Source organism: Streptomyces sp. NPDC089919 (assembly GCF_040684615.1).
Taxonomy (GTDB): Bacteria; Actinomycetota; Actinomycetes; order Streptomycetales; family Streptomycetaceae; genus Streptomyces.
Genome location: NZ_JBFBGK010000016.1, coordinates 88,126 through 106,268, shown reverse-complemented (window position 1 = coordinate 106,268; position 18,143 = coordinate 88,126). Strand labels below are relative to the sequence as shown.

The following is an 18,143-nucleotide window of genomic DNA, read 5'->3' as shown; positions in this document are numbered from 1 at the left end:
CACCATGGGTGAGAACGACTTCCGGTCCACCGAGAAGTCCGCCGTGGTCGCCGAGGCCGGCGCCCTGCGCATCGAGCACGTCGCCGCCGACGGCAAGCGGATGCGGGTGGCATATCCGCGCCCCGACCTGGGCAGGGTGACGCTGCGTCACGAGGATTGACAGCGGTGTCACTTCACCGGCGCACGCCCGAGGGAGTCACCCGCTCCGGGCCGCCTTGAAGCGGGCCAGCGCGTCGGCGAGGTCCACCACCGGCTCCGGGTAGTCCAGCCGGGCCCGTTCCGCGGCCGGGAGCTTCCACGGCTGGTGCACCAAGGGCGCCGGCAGGTCGGCGAGTTCGGGCACCCAGCGGTGGACGTACCGGCCCTCTGGGTCGTAGCGCAGGCCCTGCCGGACGGGGTTGAGCACGCGGTTGGGGCGGGTGTCGGTGCCGGTGCCGGCCACCCACTGCCAGTTCAACTGGTTGTTGGCCACGTCCCCGTCGACCAGCAGGTCGAGGAAGTGCCGGGCGCCCACCCGCCAGTCCACGTACAACGTCTTGGCGAGGAAGCTCGCGGCCAGCATCCGGCCGCGGTTGTGCAGCCAGCCCTCGTGGGCCAGTTGCCGCATGGCGGCGTCGACCATCGGGTAGCCGGTGCGCCCGGCCCGCCAGGCCTCGGTCTCCTCCCGGGCCGCGCCTCCGGTGCGCCAGCGGTCGTGCCGGGGCCGGTAGTCGGCGGTGGCCGCCTCCGGCCGGGCGGCGAGCAGTTGGTGGTGGAAGTCCCGCCAGCAGAGTTGCCGGACGAAGGCCTCGGCGCCGGGTCCGCCCCGGGAGCGGGCCCGGGCGACCGCCTCGGCGGCGGAGAGGGTGCCGAAGTGCAGGTGCGGGGAGAGCCGGGAGGTGCGGTCGCCGCCGAGGTCGTCGTGGCCCTCCTCGTACCCGTCGACGGCGCCGCGCAGCCAGCCGGTCAGCCGGGCGCGGGCCGCGTCCTCGCCGCCGGGGGCCAGTCCGGGCGAGGTGCCGGTCACCTTCGAGCGGGCCGGCAGCGGGGCCGAGGACAGACCGTCGGGGACCGGGACCTTGCGCGGGGCCGCGACCGGGCGGCGCAGCGCGGCGGTCGCCCAGCGCTTGAAGTACGCGCTGAAGACGGCGTAGTGGTCCGAGCCGGCCGGCAGCAGCTCGCCCGGGGCGACCGCGGTGATGACGGCGTCGTGCACGTGCAGGGCGCAGCCCTGCGCCGCCAGGGCGTCGCGCAGCCGGTCCTCGCGCGCCTGGGCGTAACCGCTGGCCCCGGCGGCCAGATGGACCTCGCGGGCGCCGCTCTCGCGGACCGCCGCGCACACCTCGGCCACCGGATCGCCGGTGCGCAGGACCAGCCGGCCGCCGCGGGCGCGCAGTCCGGCGTCGAGGTCGGCGAGGCAATCGGCCAGGAAGGCCAGCCGGTTGGGGACGGCGAAACCGGCGGCGGCCACGCCCGGGTCGGTGACGAAGAGCGGTACCACCGGTCCGCCGGCGGCCAGCGCGGCCCGCAGCGGCGGGTGGTCGTGCAGCCGCAGGTCCGAGGTGTAGAGCACGACCGACGGCGCCGCGCCGGCCGCCGCGGGACGGCTCACCGGCGCTCCAGCAGGCCCCGCAGGTAGGCGGCCTGGCCGACGTGCTGGAGGTCGTCGGCGAGGATGCTGACCAGCCGCACGCCCAGGGTGACGGGCGGGTCCCAGCGTTCGTCGACCACCCGCCCGAGGTCGGCTGCGGTGAGTCCGTGCAGGTACTCCAGGGAACGGGCGTGGACCGCGTCGTAGTAGTCGCGCAGCAGCGCGCCGTCCTCGACCAGGACCTTCCCGGCCTCCTCGGGGGTGTGGCCGTACCCGTCCGAGCCGGCCGGCAGGTCCAGGCCGAAGCGCCCGGCCCAGCCCTCCTCGTGCCACACCTCGGTGCGCCCGGCCGGGCCGGCCACCTGTACGTCCTGGATGCGGGCCAGGTGCCAGACCAGCCAGGCGACGGAGTTGGCCCCGGGGTCGGGGCGGGCTGCCAGGGTCTCGGCGTCGAGTCCTTCGAGGACCGCGTGCACCTCCTCCCGGATCCGCCCGAAGCCGTCCGCCAGTACCTCTGTGGCCTTCATGTCCCGTCCTCTGCACGCCGGTCGTCGCTGTCGGGACCACCTTGCAGCCCCGCGCCCGCCCGCGCTGCCGACCGGGCGGGCGACACGCGGAGCGGCCTGGCGGCCGCCACCTGGGATCCCACCGGGGCCCTAGCGGACGAGAGCACGATGGGCCATCGGCCGACCGGCCGCCGCGCCTCCGGGACGGCGCAACTCCCCGCATGTGCAGTCCGGTTGACCACCGGCGCGGGATCCGGGACGGCACGGCACAGGCGCGACGAGAGGACTGGACCGGTGCTGACGATCAACGTGGCGGTATTGCTCGCCGTCATCGTCGTGCTGCGGCTGCGGCGCAGGACCGAGGCCAGGAGCCGCGGGGACGAGCAGCTGACGGTGGTGCTCGTGCTGACGCTCGGGATCCTCCTCGCCCCCACCGCCCTCGGGCACAGCATCTACGACCTGGTCGCGGGCGTGGTGGACGGGGTCAACCAGCCGCAGCAGCACACTCCCTGAGCGGCCGGGCGGCGCGAAGGCGCCCTGTTGCGGCCGCCGCCCGGCGGTCATGCTGACCGGGCAGCGGCCGGACGGCGACGAGGGGGCGGGCATGGGCCAGGGCACGGGAGCGGCAGCCGTGGGGGTGCGACCGGTGGCGGCCCGCATCGGGGCGGAGATCACCGGGGTCGACCTCGCCCAGGAGCCGGACGCCGCGACCGTGGCGGCGCTCCGGGCGGCGCTGCTGCGCTGGAAGGTGCTCTTCTTCCGGGGGCAGCACCTGGACCACGCCGCGCACCTGGCCTTCGCCCGGCGGTTCGGCGAGCCGGTGGCGGTCCGGGCCCGGGGCAGCTACTCCCCCGGCGAGCACCCGGAGATCGAGACCACCGCCGACCGCCTGGAGCTGGGCGGCCGCTACGGCATGGACCGGGACGAGTGGCTGGAGCGGCGGCGGCACACCCTGCTGCGCGGCTGGCACTGCGACCACGGCGCCCGGATCGACCCGCCCGCCGCGACGCTGCTGCGGGCCGAGTCGGTGCCCGCGTACGGGGCCGACACCTGCTGGGCCAACCTCGCCGCCGCCTACGAGGGGCTGTCGGCGCCGCTGCGCGGTTTCGTGGACGGGCTGCGCGCCGAGCACCGGCTGGGCGTCGGCTACCAGCCCCGGGCCGGCGAGGACGCGTACCTGCGGCACCTGCTGGAGCACCAGACCGCCTCCCGGCACCCGCTGGTGCGGGTGCATCCGGAGTCGGGTGAGCGGCTGCTGTTCGTGAACGGCTACTACGTGGAGCGGATCCTGGACCTCACGCGTGCGGAGAGCGGGCCGCTGCTGGAGCTGCTGCTGGCGCAGGCGGTCCGGCCGGAGTACACGGTGCGGTTCCGCTGGGAGCCGGGGGACGTGGCGTTCTGGGACAACCGGGCCACCATCCACCTGGCGCCCTCGGAGCTGCCGGCCGGGGACCGGCCCCGGATCATGCACCGGGTGATGCTGGCCGGGGAGGTGCCGGTCGGGGTGGACGGGAAGCCCTCGGAGCCGGTGACCGGCACCGAGGCCGGACGCTGGTGACCGGCCGGGGCCGCGCGCGGCGTACGGGCCCCGGGCCCCGTACGCCGCTGGTCGGGACCAAGGGGCGCGCCCTCGCGGACAGGCGCTTCCCCGGTGCTTCCGCACGCCCGCCCCCGATCGGAGCAACCCATGGTCGGCCACCTGGCCGGATCGATAGGTTCCCCCTCGCCGGCCGCGCCGGAAGTCGGGCGGCGGCACCGAAGAGGGGGACGACGCAGATGCACGCATCCACTCTGTTCAAGAAGTGGCGGGGCCGCGCCCTGGCCGCGGCCACCACCCTCGCGCTGGCCGGCGGGACGCTGGGCCTCGCGGCCGGCCCCGCCGCGGCGGCGCCCAGCTTCGGCCGGGCCTACGTGTGGGCCAACAGCCCCGCCGCGGCGCTCGGTTCGCCCTACGTCCCGGCCGGCGCCTACAGCCGCAACTCGACCGGCGCGACCAACACGGTCGTCCGGACGGGCACCGGCCAGTACACCGTCCGGATGCCCAACCTCGGCCGGATCGGCGGCGTGGTGCACGTGACCGCCTACGGCCCGGGCAGCCACACCTGCTCGACGGTCTCCTGGGTCCCGAACGGCAGCCGGCTCGACGTCCGGGTGGCCTGCTTCACCCGCACCGGGGTCCGGGCCAACAGCATGTTCACCGCGAGCTTCGAGAACACCGCGGCCCTCGGCGGGACCCGGTACGCCTACCTGTGGGCCAACCAGCCGAGCGCCGCCGGCTACGTCCCCGCCACCGCCTACCAGTTCAACTCCGCCGGCGCGACGAACACCATCACCCGTTCCGGGACCGGCAGTTACCTGGTCCGGCTGCCCGCCATCGGCTCCTCCGCCGGGCACGTCCAGGTCACCGCGTACGGTGACGCGGCGGCCCGCTGCAAGGTCGGCAGCTGGACCGTCTCCGGTACCGCCCAACTGGTGCGGGTGTACTGCTCGAACGCCTTCGGCCGGGCCCTGGACCACCGGTTCTCCCTGACCTACACGCGCGCGACCGGTCTGCTGCGCACCACCCCGGCCGCGTACGCCTGGGCCGACCGGCCCACGAACGCCGGGTACAACCCGGCCGCCGCCTACTCCTACAACTCCTCCGGGGTGGTGAACCGGATCCGCCGCACCGGTGTGGGCGTCTACCAGTTCCACCCTGCCAACATGCCGCTGGCCAACGGCACCGTCCAGGTGACGGCCTACGGTCCGGACGCCGCCTACTGCAAGGTCGACTTCTGGACGCCGGGCTCCGGGGTGCAGGTGCGCTGCTTCAGCGCGCTCGGCGCCCCGAAGGACACCTTCTACGACGTGTCGTTCCAGCGCTGACCGGCCCGCGCCCGCGGGACCTGCCGGGCCCGGTCACCTCGGTGGCCGGGCCCGGACGCCTGCCGCCGGGCGGGCGGTCGGGTCACCAGCGGCCGGACTCGGTGATCCGGGCCAGGAAGCGGCGGGTGCGCTCCTGCGTGGGGGTACCGAAGACCTCCTCGGCGGTGCCCCGTTCGCACACCACTCCGCCGTCCAGGAAGCAGACCTGGTCGGCCACCTGGCGGGCGAAGCCCATCTCGTGGGTGGCCAGCACCATCGTCATGCCCTCGTCCTTGAGGTCCCGGACCACCGACAGCACCTCGCCGACGAGTTCGGGGTCGAGGGCCGCGGTGATCTCGTCCAGGAGCAGCAGTCGGGGCCGGACCGCGAGGGCGCGCACGATGGCGGCCCGCTGCTGCTGGCCGCCGCTGAGCCGGTCGGGGTAGTCCCCGGCCTTGTCGGCCAGCCCCAGCCGCTCCAGCAGCTCCCGGGCCCGCTCCTCGGCCTCGGCCCGGGAGACGCGGTGCACCCGGCGCGGGGCGAGGGTGATGTTGTCGAGCACGGTCATGTGCGGGAAGAGGTTGTACGCCTGGAAGACCACGCCGATGCGCCGGCGCACGGCGTCGGCGTCGGCCCGCGGGTCGGTGATGTCCTGCCCGTCCAGGTGGATGGCGCCGTCGTCCACGTCCTCGAGGAGGGCGGCGCAGCGCAGCAGGGTCGACTTGCCCGAGCCGGAGGCGCCGATCAGCGCGGTCACGGTGTGCGGGGCCACGTCGAGGCTGACGTCCCGGAGCACGGGCGGGGCGTCCTTGCCGTAGGCCTTGCGGACCGAGTCGAAGCGGAGCACCGGTTCCGGCGCGGCGGCGGAGCCGGTCATACGAGGCCTCCCTGGGCGCGGCGCCGGGCGGTGCGGGCGGTGATCCAGTCGGTGAAGCGGGTCATGGGCACGGTCAGCGCCACGAAGATCAGCCCGGCCACCACGTAGGGCGTGAAGTTGAACTCCTTGCCGACGATGATCTGGGCGGCGTACACGGCCTCCACGACGCCCCCGATGGAGACGAGGCTGGTGTCCTTCTGGAGGGAGACCATGTCGTTGAGGAGCGGCGGGATGACGTGCCGGACCGCCTGCGGCAGCACCACGTGGCGCAGGGTCTGCGCCCCGCTGAGGCCCAGCGAGCGGGCCGCGGCCCGCTGCGAGGGGTGGACGGCCTCGATACCGGCCCGGAAGACCTCCGCCAGGTAGGCGGAGTACGTGATGACCAGCGCGGTGCCGGCGAGGATCACCGGGTCGGTGGTGACGCCCTGGAGCCGGAGCGCCGGCACGCCGAGCACCATGCTGAGGATGCTGATGATCAGCGGCAGGCCGCGGAAGAAGTCGGTGTAGGCGGCGGCGAGCACCCGCACCGGCATCAGCACCGGCCCCTTGAGGGTGCGGGCCACGGCGATGAGCAGGCCGAGGCACAGGGCCGCGGAGCCGCACACCAGCAGCAGCCTGATGTTGAGCCAGAGGCCTTCGAGGACGGCCGGCAGCGCCGCGCGGGCCTGGTCGAGGTCGAAGAAGGTGGCCCGGGTGCGCGGCCAGCCCGGCGAGTTGACCACGATCAGCACCACCGCGACGGCAGTGATCAGCATGGACACGGCGGCGGTCAGCGCGGCGCGGCGGGCCCGCCCCCGGCGGATCCGCTCGCGCTCGAGCCGGCGGGCGGAGGGGACGTAGCCGTCCTCCTCCGCCGGGCCGGCGACGGAGCTCTTCTCGGTGTGCAGGGTCATTTCAGGACCGGGGCGTCGGCGGCCTCGGAGAGCCACTGCTTCTCGAGGGCGGCGAGGGTGCCGTCCGCGCGCAGGCCGTCGACGGCGCCGCTGACGCAGGAGGTGAGCCGGCTGCCCTTGTCCAGGACCAGGCCGAACTGCTCCGGGGTGCCGGTGGCGGGCGCGAACTGGCCGACGATCTTCGCGTCGGTCACCTCGGCGGAGGTGATGTAGAAGGCGGTGGGCAGGTCCACCACGATCGCGTCGACCTGGCCGTTGCCGAGGGCGGCCTTGGCGAAGTCGTTCTTCTGGAAGATGGCGGGCTTCTGGTCCGGCTTGATCTCGTCGTTGATCACGTCGAGGCTGGTGGTGCCGACCTGGGCGCCGAGCTTGACCTTCTTGAGGTCGGCGAGGCTCTTGGCCCCGGCGGCCTTCGAGGTCTTGAGGGCGATCACGGCCTGCCGGACGTCGTAGTAGCCGGAGGAGAAGTCCACGGCCTTGCGGCGGCCGTCGCTGATGGAGATCTGGTTGATGTCGAAGTCGAAGTTCTTGGAGCCGGGCGCGAAGGAGCTGTTGAAGGGCACGGTCTGCCAGCTGACCTCGCTCTTGTCGAAGCCCAGCTTGGCGGCCACGGCATAGGCGACGGCCGCCTCGAAGCCCTTGCCGCTGGCGGGGGCGTCGTCCTGGAACCAGGGGGCGTAGGCGGGCTTGTCCGTGCCGATCACCAGCTTGCCCGGGGTGCGGGTCGCCAACTCGCCCTTGGTGCAGGCCGCCGCGCCGCTCGTGGCGGCGGACGCGGTGCCGCCGGGGGCCGCGGAGGTGTCGGGTTGCGGAGCGCAGCCGGCCGCAGCGGCGAGGGTGACCGCGGCGAGGCAGACGGCGTGACGGAGGACTGGGGTGGCGAGTCGCATCTGCGGAGCGTCGCAAGATCGGTGCCGTCTGTCCAGGTCAATCGGCTGCCCGCTCACATGGTGGGACGATCATTGCGGTGGCGTGAACTCCGCTACGGCGGAGGGCCGTCAGGCAGCGGACAGCGGGCAGCGGCGGGCTGTCCGGTGGTGCCGGGGCCGGGCACCCGTGCGGGTGGCCGGCCCCGGCGTTTCGTGCGGTGGTCAGCGGCCGAGGAGCTTCAGCATGCGCTTGCCCTCGCGGGACTCGCCGAGCGTGGTCCACAGCTTGGCCGAGCTGGTGGAGGTGTAGACGCCGGGGGCGCCCTGCTCCGCGCAGCCCTCGCCGTAGGAGACGATGCCGATCTGGTAGGTGCGGCCGGCCACGGTGCGGAACAGCGGGCCGCCGCTGTCGCCCTGGCAGGAGTCCTTGCCCTCGACCCCGGCGCAGATGTTGACGGCCTTGTCGTACTCCTTGTTGGTGGCCTTGCACTCGGCGTGCGAGAGCAGCGGCACCAGGACCCCGCGCAGCCGGTCGGGGTAGTGGGTCATCTCGGTGTCGGTGTTGCCCCAGCCGATGACCTTGGCCTTGGCGCCGGGGCGGAGCAGGGCGTCGGTGCCCTGGGTGGGCAGCTTGACGGTGTTGACGCCGGTGACCGGCTTGGCCAGCTCTATGAGGGCAAGGTCGTAGGCCTCGTCCTTGGCGTAGCGCGGGTGGACGACGATGCTGCGGACGTTGCGCAGCTGGCCCTGGCCCTTGCGGGACAGGACGGTGCGGCCGACGGTGATCTCCAGGTCCTTGGCCTTGGCGCCGGTGACGCAGTGCGCGGCGGTGAGCACCACGTTGGCGTCGATCAGGCTGCCGCCGCAGAACTGGCGCTGGACGGGGCTGGCCGAGCCCTTGGACAGCAGCGCGGCCATCCAGGGGTAGGCGCCGTCGGACTGCTCCTTGCCGCCGATGATGCTCTCCGGCTGGCCGGGGGGCACGGGCGCGGCGGTGGCCGACGCGGCGGCGGTGCCCAGGAGCGCGAGGGCCGCACCGGCGGCGAGGGCGGCCGAGGCCGCGCGACGGGCGGACGGGAAGGTGGTCATTGGGGGGTGGTCTCCACTCTCGTTGTACGGAACGCCGAAGGTCCGGACCACGGGGGCCGTTTCGGATCTTCGGCAGGTACCTCAAGACGAGACCGGAACCGACGGCCGGAGGTTCACTGGGTTCCCGGCATATTTTCAGCCGAATCGGGGGCCGGATCCCCGCCGGACGGGAGAACGGTCGCAAAAGGAGAGGGGGATGGGCGCCCTGCATCGCCCACCCCCCTCGGTCTCACGGTGTGATCAGCAGCGCGGGCAGGCGTCGCGGATCACCTTCCAGTTGAAGGTCGTGCTGCCGGCGGCGCCCGTCCGGTCGGTCGCCGTGACGGTGACCGCACGGGTGCCGGAGCCGCGCAGGGTGCCGGAGATGACGCCCGTGCCCGAGTTGATCGTCGCGCCGGTGGGCAGGTTGACCGCCGACCAGGTGTACGGCGCGGTGCCGCCGCTCGCCGACATCCCGAAGCTCACGGAGTCGTACTGGTAGTCGGTGCGGTCGCCCGGGTTGGCGACGCTGACGCCGCCGCTGGCGGTGCCCCCGGTGTAGAGCAGCAGATTGGGCGAGCCGGCCCCGGGGTTGAGCACCCGGTTCGGGGTGGCCGCGGCGACCAGGGCCGCCTGGACCTGGGCCGGGGTGTCGGCCGGGTGGGTGGAGAGGTAGAGGGCGGCCGCGCCGGCCACGTGCGGGGTGGCCATCGAGGTGCCCTGGAGCGAGTTGGTGGCGGTGTCACTCGTGTTCCAGGACGAGGTGATCGCCACGCCCGGGGCGAAGATGTCGGTGCAGGTGCCCCAGTTGGAGAAGGAGGCCCGGTTGTCGCCGCTGTCGGTGGCGTTGACCGTGATGGCCTCGCCGACGTGCGCCGGGGAGTAGTTGCAGGCGTCGGCGCCGGAGTTGCCGGAGGCGATGGCGAAGGTGACGCCGGTGGCGATGGTGTTGCGCACGGCGGCGTCCGCGGTGGCGTCGATGCCCTGGTAGCCGAGGCTCAGGTTGACCACCGCGGGCTTGACGGCGTTGGCCGCGACCCAGTTCAGGCCGTCGACCAGGCCGGCGGTGGTGCCGGAGCCCGCGCAGTTGAGGACCTTGACCGCGGTCAGCCGCACGTCCTTGGCCACTCCGTACTGGCTGCCGCCGACGGTGCCCGCCACGTGCGTGCCGTGGCCGTTGCAGTCGGTGTTGTCGGCGTCGACGGAGTTGTGGCCCCAGACGGCCCGGCCGCCGAAGGTCGTGTGGGTGGTGCGGATGCCGGTGTCGACGATGTACACGTTGACGTTCGGCGCGGTCCCCGCGTACGAGTAGCTGCCGTCCAGCGGCCGGTCCCGCTGGTCGATGCGGTCCAGGCCCCAGGACGGCGGGTTCGGCTGGGTGCCCAGTGCGTGCACCTCCGCGTCCTGCTGGACGTAGGAGACCCGCGGGTCGGCCGCCAGCCGGGCGGCCTCGGCGGCGCTCATCCGCACGGCGAAGCCGTGCAGGGCCGCCTGCCAGACGTGGCGGACGCGGCCGCCGTAGCGGGTGGTGAGGTCGGCCGCCGTCTGCGGGACGGCCGTCGGCGCGACCAGCCCGTCCTTGAGGACGACCAGGTAGCTGCCGGGGACGGCGCGGGCACCGGCGACGGTGCGGACCGTGCCGGTGCCCGCGGGGCTCGGCGCGGGCGTGGCGGCCTGGCCGGTACCGGTGGCCGCGGTGAGCGCGGCCACGGTGGCGGTCAGGCTGACGAGCGGGGCGAACAGGCGCCGGTGACGGCGGCGTTGCGTACCCAAGGGAGACCTCCGACTCGACAGGACATGGCGCGGCGCACCTGGTCGGCGCATGCCGCGTGTGCATCCCCCGCAGCGCGGGTTGATGGACGACATGTGTGCGAAGTGCGGTGGAACGGTGCAGCTCGGGCAGCATAGGAAGAGCCGCCGAGCAGGCACCAGGTGCGCAGCCCTCCCCTGAACAGGGGGGTTGCCCGGCTCGGGTGGAGCTGCGGGTCAGGCGTGGCCCGCCAGCCATTCCTCCACGGCGGCGAGGTCGGCGGGGTCCAGCTCGATGCCGAAGTGCTCCGTGAGGACGGGCCCGACCTCCGCCGGGGCGATCCGCCGCTCGGTGGCGGTACCGTCCGGGAGCCGGGTGGTCCAGGTGGCGCCGTCGAGCTGGTACAGGGCGTCGAGGGTGAACTTCTGTACGAAGGGACGGGCCACGAAGGGCGAGCGCGGATGGGTGCTCACGTAGTGGTTGCCCACCGCGAGGTCCACGGGCAGGACGGGGCTGAGGGTGAACCGGTTCCGGTCCTCCCAGCCCTCCTCGCCGCGCTGGCGCAGCGTCCAGAGGTCGATGCCGTACGGGCCGTCCTCGCGCTCCAGGACGAACCCCCAGCCATCCAGGTCGACTTCGGCGCCCTCGGCGACCTCGATCGGGGCGAGCGGGCCGCTGCCGAAGCCGATGTCGCAGAGCCAGGTCCGGCCGTCCTCGGGGTCCTTGACGGTGAGCAGGGCGTGGGTGGAGGGGATGGTGCGGACCTGGTGCAGCAGCACCCGGCCGAGCACGCCGACGATCTCGAAGCCCAGCCGCTCGAGCGCGGCGGCCAGCAGGGTGACGTGCTCGAAGCAGTAGCCGCCGCGCCGCCGGTCGACCAGCTTGCCCTGGACGGAGGCCAGGTCGATCTGCAGGCCCCGGCCGAGGATGATCTCGAAGTTCTCGAACGGGATGGTCAGCAGGTGTGCCCGGTAGACGTCGAAGAGGGTGGCCCGGGTCACGGGGTGCTCCCCCGGCAGTCCGATGCGGGCCAGGTAGGCGTCGAGGTCCAGCTGGTCCGCGTGCCAGACGGTGGGGGTGGCGGGTGGGGTCATGACGGAGGTCCTTTGCGGGTGTGTCCGGTGCCGGTCGGGGCCGCCCGGGGCGCGGTGGCGCTCAGACGGCGAGGAAGTCCAGGACGAGCTTGGTGAACTGCTCGGCCTGCTCGAAGAGGACCACATGGCCCGTGTCGAACTCGACGTACTCGCTGCCCGCGAGGCCGGCGTGCAGCTCGCGGTGGTTCTCCACGGGGATGGTGGCGTCCTGGGTGCAGCCGATGACCAGGGCGGGAGCCTGCACGAGCGGCAGCAGCGGGCGGATGTCCAGGCTCAGGTTCAGGTCGAGCTGGCGCAGGACTCCGGGGGTCGGCCGCATGAAGCCCGAGCTCGTCTCGACCCCTTCCCGTCCGATGCTCTGGATGTGGCCCCGGCTGAAGGCGGTGAGGGTGGCGAAGCGGCCGAAGGCGACGGGGTCGGCGGCCAGCCGCTGCCAGAGCGTCATCTGCGTGTGCAGGTAGGCGTCGCCCGGGTGGGTCCAGCCGGCCACGGCGACGAGGCGGTGCACCAGGTCGGGGCGGAGCGCGGCGGCGGCCGTGGCGACCGGGGCGCCGAGGGAGAAGCCGACCACGTCGGCGGGGCCGACCGCGGCGTGCTCGAGCACCGCGTGGACCTGGCCGGCCAGCAGCTCCGCGGTGAGCGGGCCGCCGTCGTCCTGGGCCTGCTCGCTGCCGGACAGCTCCGGGAGGATCACGGTGTGGTCCGCGGCGAAGGCCTCGACCATGCCGTCCCACAGGCTGGAGCCGGGGCCGGTGCCGTGGACCAGGATCACCGCGGGGCCGTGGCCGACGAGGCGGTAGGGGATGCGGGCGGCGCCGGCGGGGGCGACTGCGGTGATGGCGTCGAAGGACATGGCGAACTCCTCTTGCGTGGCGGGTCTTTGCCGATCGCACGGCCTCGTCCCGTGGCGTGCGGGACCGGGCCGGCGGGGCGGCTCTGCGCCGCCCTCCCGACATCGAAAACACTACACCGTTCAGTGCAGTTACTGAACTGAACGGTGTAGTCGATATCCGGAGCGGTCTATTCCGAGGAGTCCGGGGGGGGGCCACTACGCCGGCCGGGTCGTCTCGCGGCCCGTTCGGCCCAGCGTGGCGGGGTGACGATCATCGGTTGATCCAAGATCGTTTGATACTGCGAACCGGCGACGAGCGCAGGAGGGCGGCGTGACGGTGTCACGGGCACGACGAGGGCTGAAGTGGAGCACGCTGGGCTGTGTGACGGGGGCCCTGCTGGTGACCGGAGCGGCGGCGGATCCCGCGCCGGCGGCGGGCACGGCCGGCCGCCCGGCCCGCACGGCACCGGCCGGCTCCCCCGCCGCGGACACGGTCGCGGGCACCGGCACCGTCGCCGTCCAGGTGGGCCGGATGCTGGACGGCTCCGGCCCCGGGTGCCGGCCCGGATCGCTGCTTACCAAGGAGTGCGGGGGCTGGCAACTGGAGACCGTGCGCGCCACCCCCGGCGGGGCCCTCGACGTGGCGCCGGAGCACCTGGCCGCCCTCGCCCCCGGGGCCACCGCCGGTCCGCTGACCCGGCCCGGCGGCCCGCTGCGGCTCTCGGTCGCCGCGCCGGCGCGGCTGACCGACGTCACCGTCCACGACACCCACGGGCGACGGATCGCGGGCACCCTCGGCGCCGGCGGCGGAGTCTGGCGGAGCACCGACCCGCTGCGCGCCGACGAGTCGTACGCCGTGCAGGTCCGGGCACAGGGCCCGGCGGCAGCGGCCGGAACCGCCTTCGTCTTCCGGACCGCCCCGGCCCGCGAGCGGACCGAGGAACGCCTCACCGCCGACCTCGGCCCGCGCTCGGGGACCTACGGCGCCGGGCAGATCGTCACGGCCGAGCTCAGCGCGCCGGTACCGCGGCGGGACCGGCGGGCCCGCGCCCTGGTCGAGCAGGCCCTGGAGGTGGTCTCCGAGCCGCGGGTCAGCGGCTCCTGGTACTGGGTCGACGACCAGACCCTGCACTACCGGCCGCGCGGCTACTGGCCGGCGCACACCGTGATCGAGGTCCGCAGCGGCCTGGACGGGGTGGCCCTGGGCGGCGGCCGGTACGGCGGGCCGTCGGCGCCGGTGCACCTGGTCGTCGGCGACCGGATCGAGGCGGTCACCGACTCCGCCCGGCACCGGATGACCGTCCGGCGCAACGGCCTGCTGCTGCGGGAGCTGCCGGTGACCACCGGCAAGGCGGGCTTCCGCACCCGCAGCGGCATCAAGGTGGTGCTGAAGAAGGAGGCCAAGGTGCGGATGCGCGGGGACAGCGTCGGCATCAAGCGCGGCACCAGGGAGTTCTACGACATGCCGGTCTACTGGGCCACCCGCGTCACCTGGAGCGGGGAGTACGTGCACGCGGCGCCCTGGTCGGTGGAGGCGCAGGGCGAGGAGAACGTCAGCCACGGCTGCACGGGCATGAGCACCGAGGACGCCCAGTGGTTCTTCGAGACGGTGCACGAGGGCGACCTGGTGAGCGTGGTCAACAGCGGCGGCCAGGCGATGACCCCCTTCGACAACGGCTTCGGCGACTGGAACCTCGGCTGGCCCGCCTGGCTGGCGGGCAGCGCGCTGCCCGGCGCCCCGGACGACGGTCCGGCGCCGGGCGTCGAGGCCCCCGCCCCCTCCGCACCCGACGCCCCCGAGGACGCCGCCGACGAACTCCCCCAGCCCCCCACCGCCCTGCACCCACTGATCTGAACCGCAGCCCGGCGCCCGGCCACTGACCCGGCGTCACCTGGCCGGGCCTGGCTCGGTAGGTTCGTTGTATGACTCAACTGAACGGGTGGGAACTCCCGGCGCCCGCGACCCGGGCGGCGGACAGCGACCGCGAGGCGGTGGCCGAGCGGCTGCGGCTGGCCGCCGGGGAAGGCCGGCTCGAGACGGCCGAGTTGACGGAGCGGCTGGAGCTGGCCTACGCGGCCAGGACCTACGCGGAGCTGGCGGAGCTGGTCGTCGACCTGCCGGCCGACGGCACGGCGCCGGGGACCGGGACGCTGCTGTTGAAGACGCACATGACGCCCCTGCGGCAGACCGGGCGGTGGACGGTGCCGCAGCGGATCGCGGCCGAGTGCGGGATGCTCAACATCCTGATCGACTTCACCGAAGCCACCTGCCTGCACCGCGAGGTCACCCTGGAGGCGACCTGCGGGATGGGCACCGTCCAGGTCGTGGTCCCCAAGGGCTGGGACGTCCTGATCGACCCGGCGAGCACGAACACGGCGCGCATCGCCGTCAAACCGGGCGGGCCGGTGGACCCGACCGACCCGGTGCTGCGGATCGTCGGGCACCCGCGGACCGGACAGATCCGGGTCAAGCGCGCCCGACGGTAGCGACGCTCCGGCGCCCGCCCGGGTCGGCGGCAGGAGCCAGGTCCACGCCGGCCGGCCCGGGCGGGCGCCGATGTCAGTACGGGCCGTCGCCCGCCTCCCGCAGGGGGTTGGGGAGCGGGAGGTAGCGGGAGTCCGCGCCGTCGGCGTCGGTCCAGCGCAGCAGCAGATTGGCCTTGCCGGGCAGGGTGGCGCCCCGGAGCAGCCCGGCGATCTCGGGCAGCGGACGGCGCGCGTCGTACCGCTCGAACTCCCGGCGCACCGCCGCCCACAGCGCGGGGGCGGCGCCCGGGAAGCGGTCGGCGAGGGCGCCGGCGATCTCCGCGAGGTGGTTGACGACCAGGCAGTAGACCAGCCGCTGCCAGCCGGCCTGACGGCCGGTCTCCGCGAGGAGCTTCACCCCCTCCGGGTCCCGGAAGACGGCCTGCACCGGCAGGCCGTCGGGCGCCACCGCGACCAGGGTGTTCTGCAGGTGGCACTCGAGGACCAGGCCGTGCCGGTCGAACACCTCCAGCACCGGCGGCACCACGCACCGCAGGTACGCCTCCCACCAGGCGGCCGGGTCGCTGAGGCCGTCGAGGGGGTTGCCCTCGAAGCCCTCCGCGATCGCCGCCGGCAGCAGCGCGGTCGTGCCGGGCAGCAGGTGGCGGTCCAGGCCCTCCCGCACCAGCACCGCGCACGGCTCGAACAGCCCCTCGACGGTGCGGTACCCGAGGTCGCTCATCCAGGCCGCCGGGCCCTCCAGCGCCTCGAAGGCCACGGCAACCGCCCGGTCGGTGCGGCGCACCGTGAGCAGGTCGTGCCGCCACAGCCGGCGGATGTCGTTGGTGATCCGCACGTCGAGGCTGAACTTCAGGAACAGGTCCTCGCCGGGCAGGCTCCGGCCGCGCGGGACGTGGACCGTGCGCACCGAGGCGGTGGGCCACACCGGCCAGGAGGTCTCGCCGAGCCGGATCAGCCGCCCCTGCGCGAAGGCGTCGTGCAGCTCGGGGAGGTGCCCGGCCAGGGCCAGCTGCCAGGGGTGCGCGGGCAGCAGGCGGTAGCCGGCCGGGACCGGGCCCAGGGCGTCCAGCGCGGTGGTGTCGCCTTCCTCGGCGAGGACGTCCTCGCGCACCCCGAGCAGGACGAGCGGGAAGCTGGCGTGGGCCTCGGGGGCGTACCGCAGCCAGGTACCGGCGGGGGCACCGCCGCGGGCCTTGGGGGCGGGGTGGAAGGGGTGGCCGGTGACGAGGGCCTGCTCGGAGCGGAGCCAGGGGTCGGCGGGCGGGGTGGCGGTGGCCCGGGCGGCCAGGATGGCGGCCACCGCGGCGTGGCTCTCGGCCATCTCCCCGGCCAGGGAGTCGTTGGGGCGCCCGGTGGACAGGCTCATCTCCTCGGTGACGAGGGCGACGAGCGCGGCGTGGCTCAGCGGCTGCCAGGAGCTCTGCGCCCACACCTCGGGGGCGCCGGGTCGGTGACCCGCGCTCACCCTCAGCAGCTTGCCGCAGGCGGGTAGCCGGTAGGTCCGGTGCCCGTCCCGGGGCACGGACCCGAGGGCGGACCGGGGCCCGCCGGGCAGCGCCCCGGCCGGTTCGGCCAGCTCGCGGACCAGGCAGTTCAGCAACGGAGCCACGGCGAGGGCGTCGGCGGTGGGCTCGGCGGTCATGGGAAAGGCGTTCATCAGGATCCAGTATCCGCAGAGATCAGCTTCCGCTGAGATCAGTATGTATAACGTGCAGTCCTACGTGTCACGGGAGGCTTTTCTTGTTCCAGACGGGCGCCGAACGGGCCCTTGCCGACGAACTCCGCTCCGTACGGCCGGACCGGCTGTCCGCCTACGAGGCCGCCCTTCCCGGGGCGCGGGCGGCGGTCCTGGCCCGGCTGTGGCGGGGGCTGGTGTACGACCCCCTGCCCTGGACCGGCCGACGCGCGGCGACGGCCGACGGAGGCACGGCCGTGCACCTGGCCGACGGCCGCCGGATCTCCGGTCCGGCCGCCGACCCCTGGGCGACCGGGGACCTGACCGGGCCGCTGGAGCTGGCCGGCCGGGCGTACGGGCATCCCGCCGAGCTGCTGCTCGCCCTCGGAGTGCCGCGCGGCGCGCAGTTCGCCGAGGAACTGGCGGGGAGCGTGGCCTGCCTGGCGCTGGCCCGCACCGCACCCCTCCCCCACGGCGCGCCCCGTACGTCCTGGGAGTGGGAGCAGCGGGTGGTCGACGGGCATCCCTACCACCCCGGCTGCCGCTCCCGGCCCGGATTCGACGCCGCGGAGCAGCTGGCGTACGCCCCCGAGCAGGGGCAGAGCGTCCGGCTGCCGCTGGTGGCGGTCACGGACCCCCAGCTCAGCGGGGCCTGGCCCAAGGAGCTGCGGGAGGACGGCACCGTGCTGGTGCCGGTGCACCCCTGGCAGGCCGCGCACGTGCTGGACCGCCCGACGCGAGGTCCGGAGCTCACCGCCCACCCCCTGATGGCACTGCGCACCCTGGCCGCCGATCCGGCCGGCCCGCTCGGCGACCTGCACGTCAAGACGGCGCTCAGTGCCCGGCTGACCTCCTCCGTGCGGGACATCTCGGCCTATTCGGTGGCCAATGCCGGCGTGCTCTCGGAGTTCGTCTCCGAGCTGGTGCAGAAGCTGCCCGCGCGCTGGGCGGGCCGGCTGCACATCACCCGCACCGTGGCGGCGGTCGGGGCCCCGGCCCCTGATCTGGCCGCCGTGCTGCGCGAGTCCCCCGACCGGTACGCCGACGCCTCGGCCGGGGAGTCGGTGGTCCCGGTGGCCGCGCTGGGGGCGCTGGTCCCCGCGGCCGGCCGGACGGCATGGCTGGTCTCGTACGCGGAGCTGGTCCTGGGGGTGGGCCTGGGTCTGCTGGGGCTGGGAGTGGCCCTGGAGGCGCACGGGCAGAACCTCCTGCTGGTGGTGGACTCCGCGGGACGTCCGCTGCGTCTGGTCTACCGCGATCTGGCGGACATCCGCATCAGTCCGGCCCGCCTCGCCCGGCACGGGATCGCCGTACCGGAGCTCACCGCACGGCAGCAGACCGACGAGCCGGAGGCGCTGCGGCGCAAGCTCTTCGGCTCGCTGGTCACCGGCGCACTCGGTCCGCTGGCCGGGGACGCGCGGACCCTGGGCGAGGTCCTGACCGCCGCCACGCGGGAGTTGCCCCCCGGCGAGGACCTGCGGGCCCTGCTGACCGAGCCGTTGCCGGCCAAGGCGCTGACGCTGATGCGCCTGAGCCCGCCCGGCACCGGCGACCGGTGGGCCCGGCTCCCCAACCCGCTCACCTCCCCCTGAGGATCCCGAACGCCCACCGGACACACGGGAGTTCGGTTTTGCCCACGGGCGGCCGGATTCTTGTGATGTGATCGCGGGGTCGCGGC

The 18,143-nt window shown here is 74.4% G+C and carries 16 protein-coding genes; 6 read left to right on the top strand and 10 right to left on the bottom strand.

Going from position 1 to position 18,143, the window contains the following annotated elements; genetic code table 11:
• Positions 1 to 196 precede the first annotated feature (196 nt).
• Positions 197 to 1,591 carry a deoxyribodipyrimidine photo-lyase gene (locus tag AB0O40_RS10065; protein WP_365037683.1) on the bottom strand — a complete coding sequence of 465 codons (1,395 nt, stop codon included), beginning with the start codon at positions 1,589 to 1,591 and terminating at the stop codon, positions 197 to 199.
• Entirely contained in the window at positions 1,588 to 2,097 is a 510-nt protein-coding gene (locus AB0O40_RS10060) for a DinB family protein (protein ID WP_365037681.1), read from the bottom strand. Before AB0O40_RS10060 ends, AB0O40_RS10065 begins: the two co-directional genes overlap by 4 nt.
• Before the next feature lie 273 nt (positions 2,098 to 2,370).
• Here AB0O40_RS10060 and AB0O40_RS10055 point away from each other — a divergent pair, with 273 nt between their 5' ends.
• From AB0O40_RS10055 to AB0O40_RS10045, 3 genes are all read left to right on the top strand, one after another.
• Entirely contained in the window at positions 2,371 to 2,589 is a 219-nt protein-coding gene (locus AB0O40_RS10055; RefSeq protein WP_365037678.1) for a hypothetical protein, read from the top strand.
• Positions 2,590 to 2,680: 91 nt separating this feature from the next.
• Positions 2,681 to 3,634 (top strand): TauD/TfdA family dioxygenase, encoded by a 954-nt coding sequence (locus AB0O40_RS10050; protein ID WP_365037695.1) that lies wholly within the window; start codon positions 2,681 to 2,683, stop codon positions 3,632 to 3,634.
• Between the two features lie 218 nt (positions 3,635 to 3,852).
• The gene (locus AB0O40_RS10045) at positions 3,853 to 4,941 is read left to right on the top strand and encodes a hypothetical protein (RefSeq protein ID WP_365037675.1); all 1,089 of its coding nucleotides are present in this window, start codon (positions 3,853 to 3,855) and stop codon (positions 4,939 to 4,941) included.
• Between the two features lie 82 nt (positions 4,942 to 5,023).
• Here AB0O40_RS10045 and AB0O40_RS10040 read toward each other — a convergent pair whose 3' ends face one another.
• From AB0O40_RS10040 to AB0O40_RS10010, 7 genes are all read right to left on the bottom strand, one after another.
• Entirely contained in the window at positions 5,024 to 5,797 is a 774-nt protein-coding gene (locus AB0O40_RS10040) for an amino acid ABC transporter ATP-binding protein (RefSeq protein WP_365037672.1), read from the bottom strand.
• Positions 5,794 to 6,690: an amino acid ABC transporter permease gene (locus AB0O40_RS10035; RefSeq protein ID WP_365037669.1), complete on the bottom strand. Its 897-nt coding sequence runs from the start codon at positions 6,688 to 6,690 to the stop codon at positions 5,794 to 5,796. Before AB0O40_RS10035 ends, AB0O40_RS10040 begins: the two co-directional genes overlap by 4 nt.
• On the bottom strand, positions 6,687 to 7,580 hold the full coding sequence (locus AB0O40_RS10030; RefSeq protein WP_365037666.1) for an ABC transporter substrate-binding protein: 894 nt from the start codon (positions 7,578 to 7,580) through the stop codon (positions 6,687 to 6,689). Before AB0O40_RS10030 ends, AB0O40_RS10035 begins: the two co-directional genes overlap by 4 nt.
• 201 nt (positions 7,581 to 7,781) lie before the next feature.
• Positions 7,782 to 8,648: a serine protease gene (locus tag AB0O40_RS10025; protein WP_365037663.1), complete on the bottom strand. Its 867-nt coding sequence runs from the start codon at positions 8,646 to 8,648 to the stop codon at positions 7,782 to 7,784.
• Positions 8,649 to 8,888: 240 nt separating this feature from the next.
• Positions 8,889 to 10,400, bottom strand: coding sequence for a S8 family serine peptidase (locus AB0O40_RS10020; protein ID WP_365037660.1), 1,512 nt, complete (start codon positions 10,398 to 10,400; stop codon positions 8,889 to 8,891).
• Positions 10,401 to 10,613: 213 nt separating this feature from the next.
• Complete coding sequence (locus tag AB0O40_RS10015) at positions 10,614 to 11,471, bottom strand: arylamine N-acetyltransferase (protein WP_365037657.1); 858 nt, start codon at positions 11,469 to 11,471, stop codon at positions 10,614 to 10,616.
• A gap of 61 nt (positions 11,472 to 11,532) precedes the next feature.
• Positions 11,533 to 12,324, bottom strand: coding sequence for an alpha/beta hydrolase (locus AB0O40_RS10010; RefSeq protein ID WP_365037654.1), 792 nt, complete (start codon positions 12,322 to 12,324; stop codon positions 11,533 to 11,535).
• A gap of 310 nt (positions 12,325 to 12,634) precedes the next feature.
• Here AB0O40_RS10010 and AB0O40_RS10005 point away from each other — a divergent pair, with 310 nt between their 5' ends.
• The gene (locus AB0O40_RS10005) at positions 12,635 to 14,158 is read left to right on the top strand and encodes an Ig-like domain-containing protein (protein ID WP_365037651.1); all 1,524 of its coding nucleotides are present in this window, start codon (positions 12,635 to 12,637) and stop codon (positions 14,156 to 14,158) included.
• A gap of 68 nt (positions 14,159 to 14,226) precedes the next feature.
• A complete protein-coding gene (locus tag AB0O40_RS10000) occupies positions 14,227 to 14,790 on the top strand; it encodes a DUF1707 domain-containing protein (RefSeq protein WP_365037648.1) in 564 nt (187 codons plus the stop codon).
• Between the two features lie 73 nt (positions 14,791 to 14,863).
• On the opposite strand, the gene AB0O40_RS09995 is transcribed toward AB0O40_RS10000, so the two are convergent.
• Positions 14,864 to 16,447, bottom strand: coding sequence for an IucA/IucC family protein (locus AB0O40_RS09995; RefSeq protein ID WP_365037645.1), 1,584 nt, complete (start codon positions 16,445 to 16,447; stop codon positions 14,864 to 14,866).
• Between the two features lie 83 nt (positions 16,448 to 16,530).
• On the opposite strand from AB0O40_RS09995, the gene AB0O40_RS09990 reads away from it, so the two are divergent.
• Positions 16,531 to 18,057, top strand: coding sequence for an IucA/IucC family protein (locus tag AB0O40_RS09990; RefSeq protein ID WP_365037642.1), 1,527 nt, complete (start codon positions 16,531 to 16,533; stop codon positions 18,055 to 18,057).
• The last annotated feature ends 86 nt before the right edge of the window (positions 18,058 to 18,143 follow it).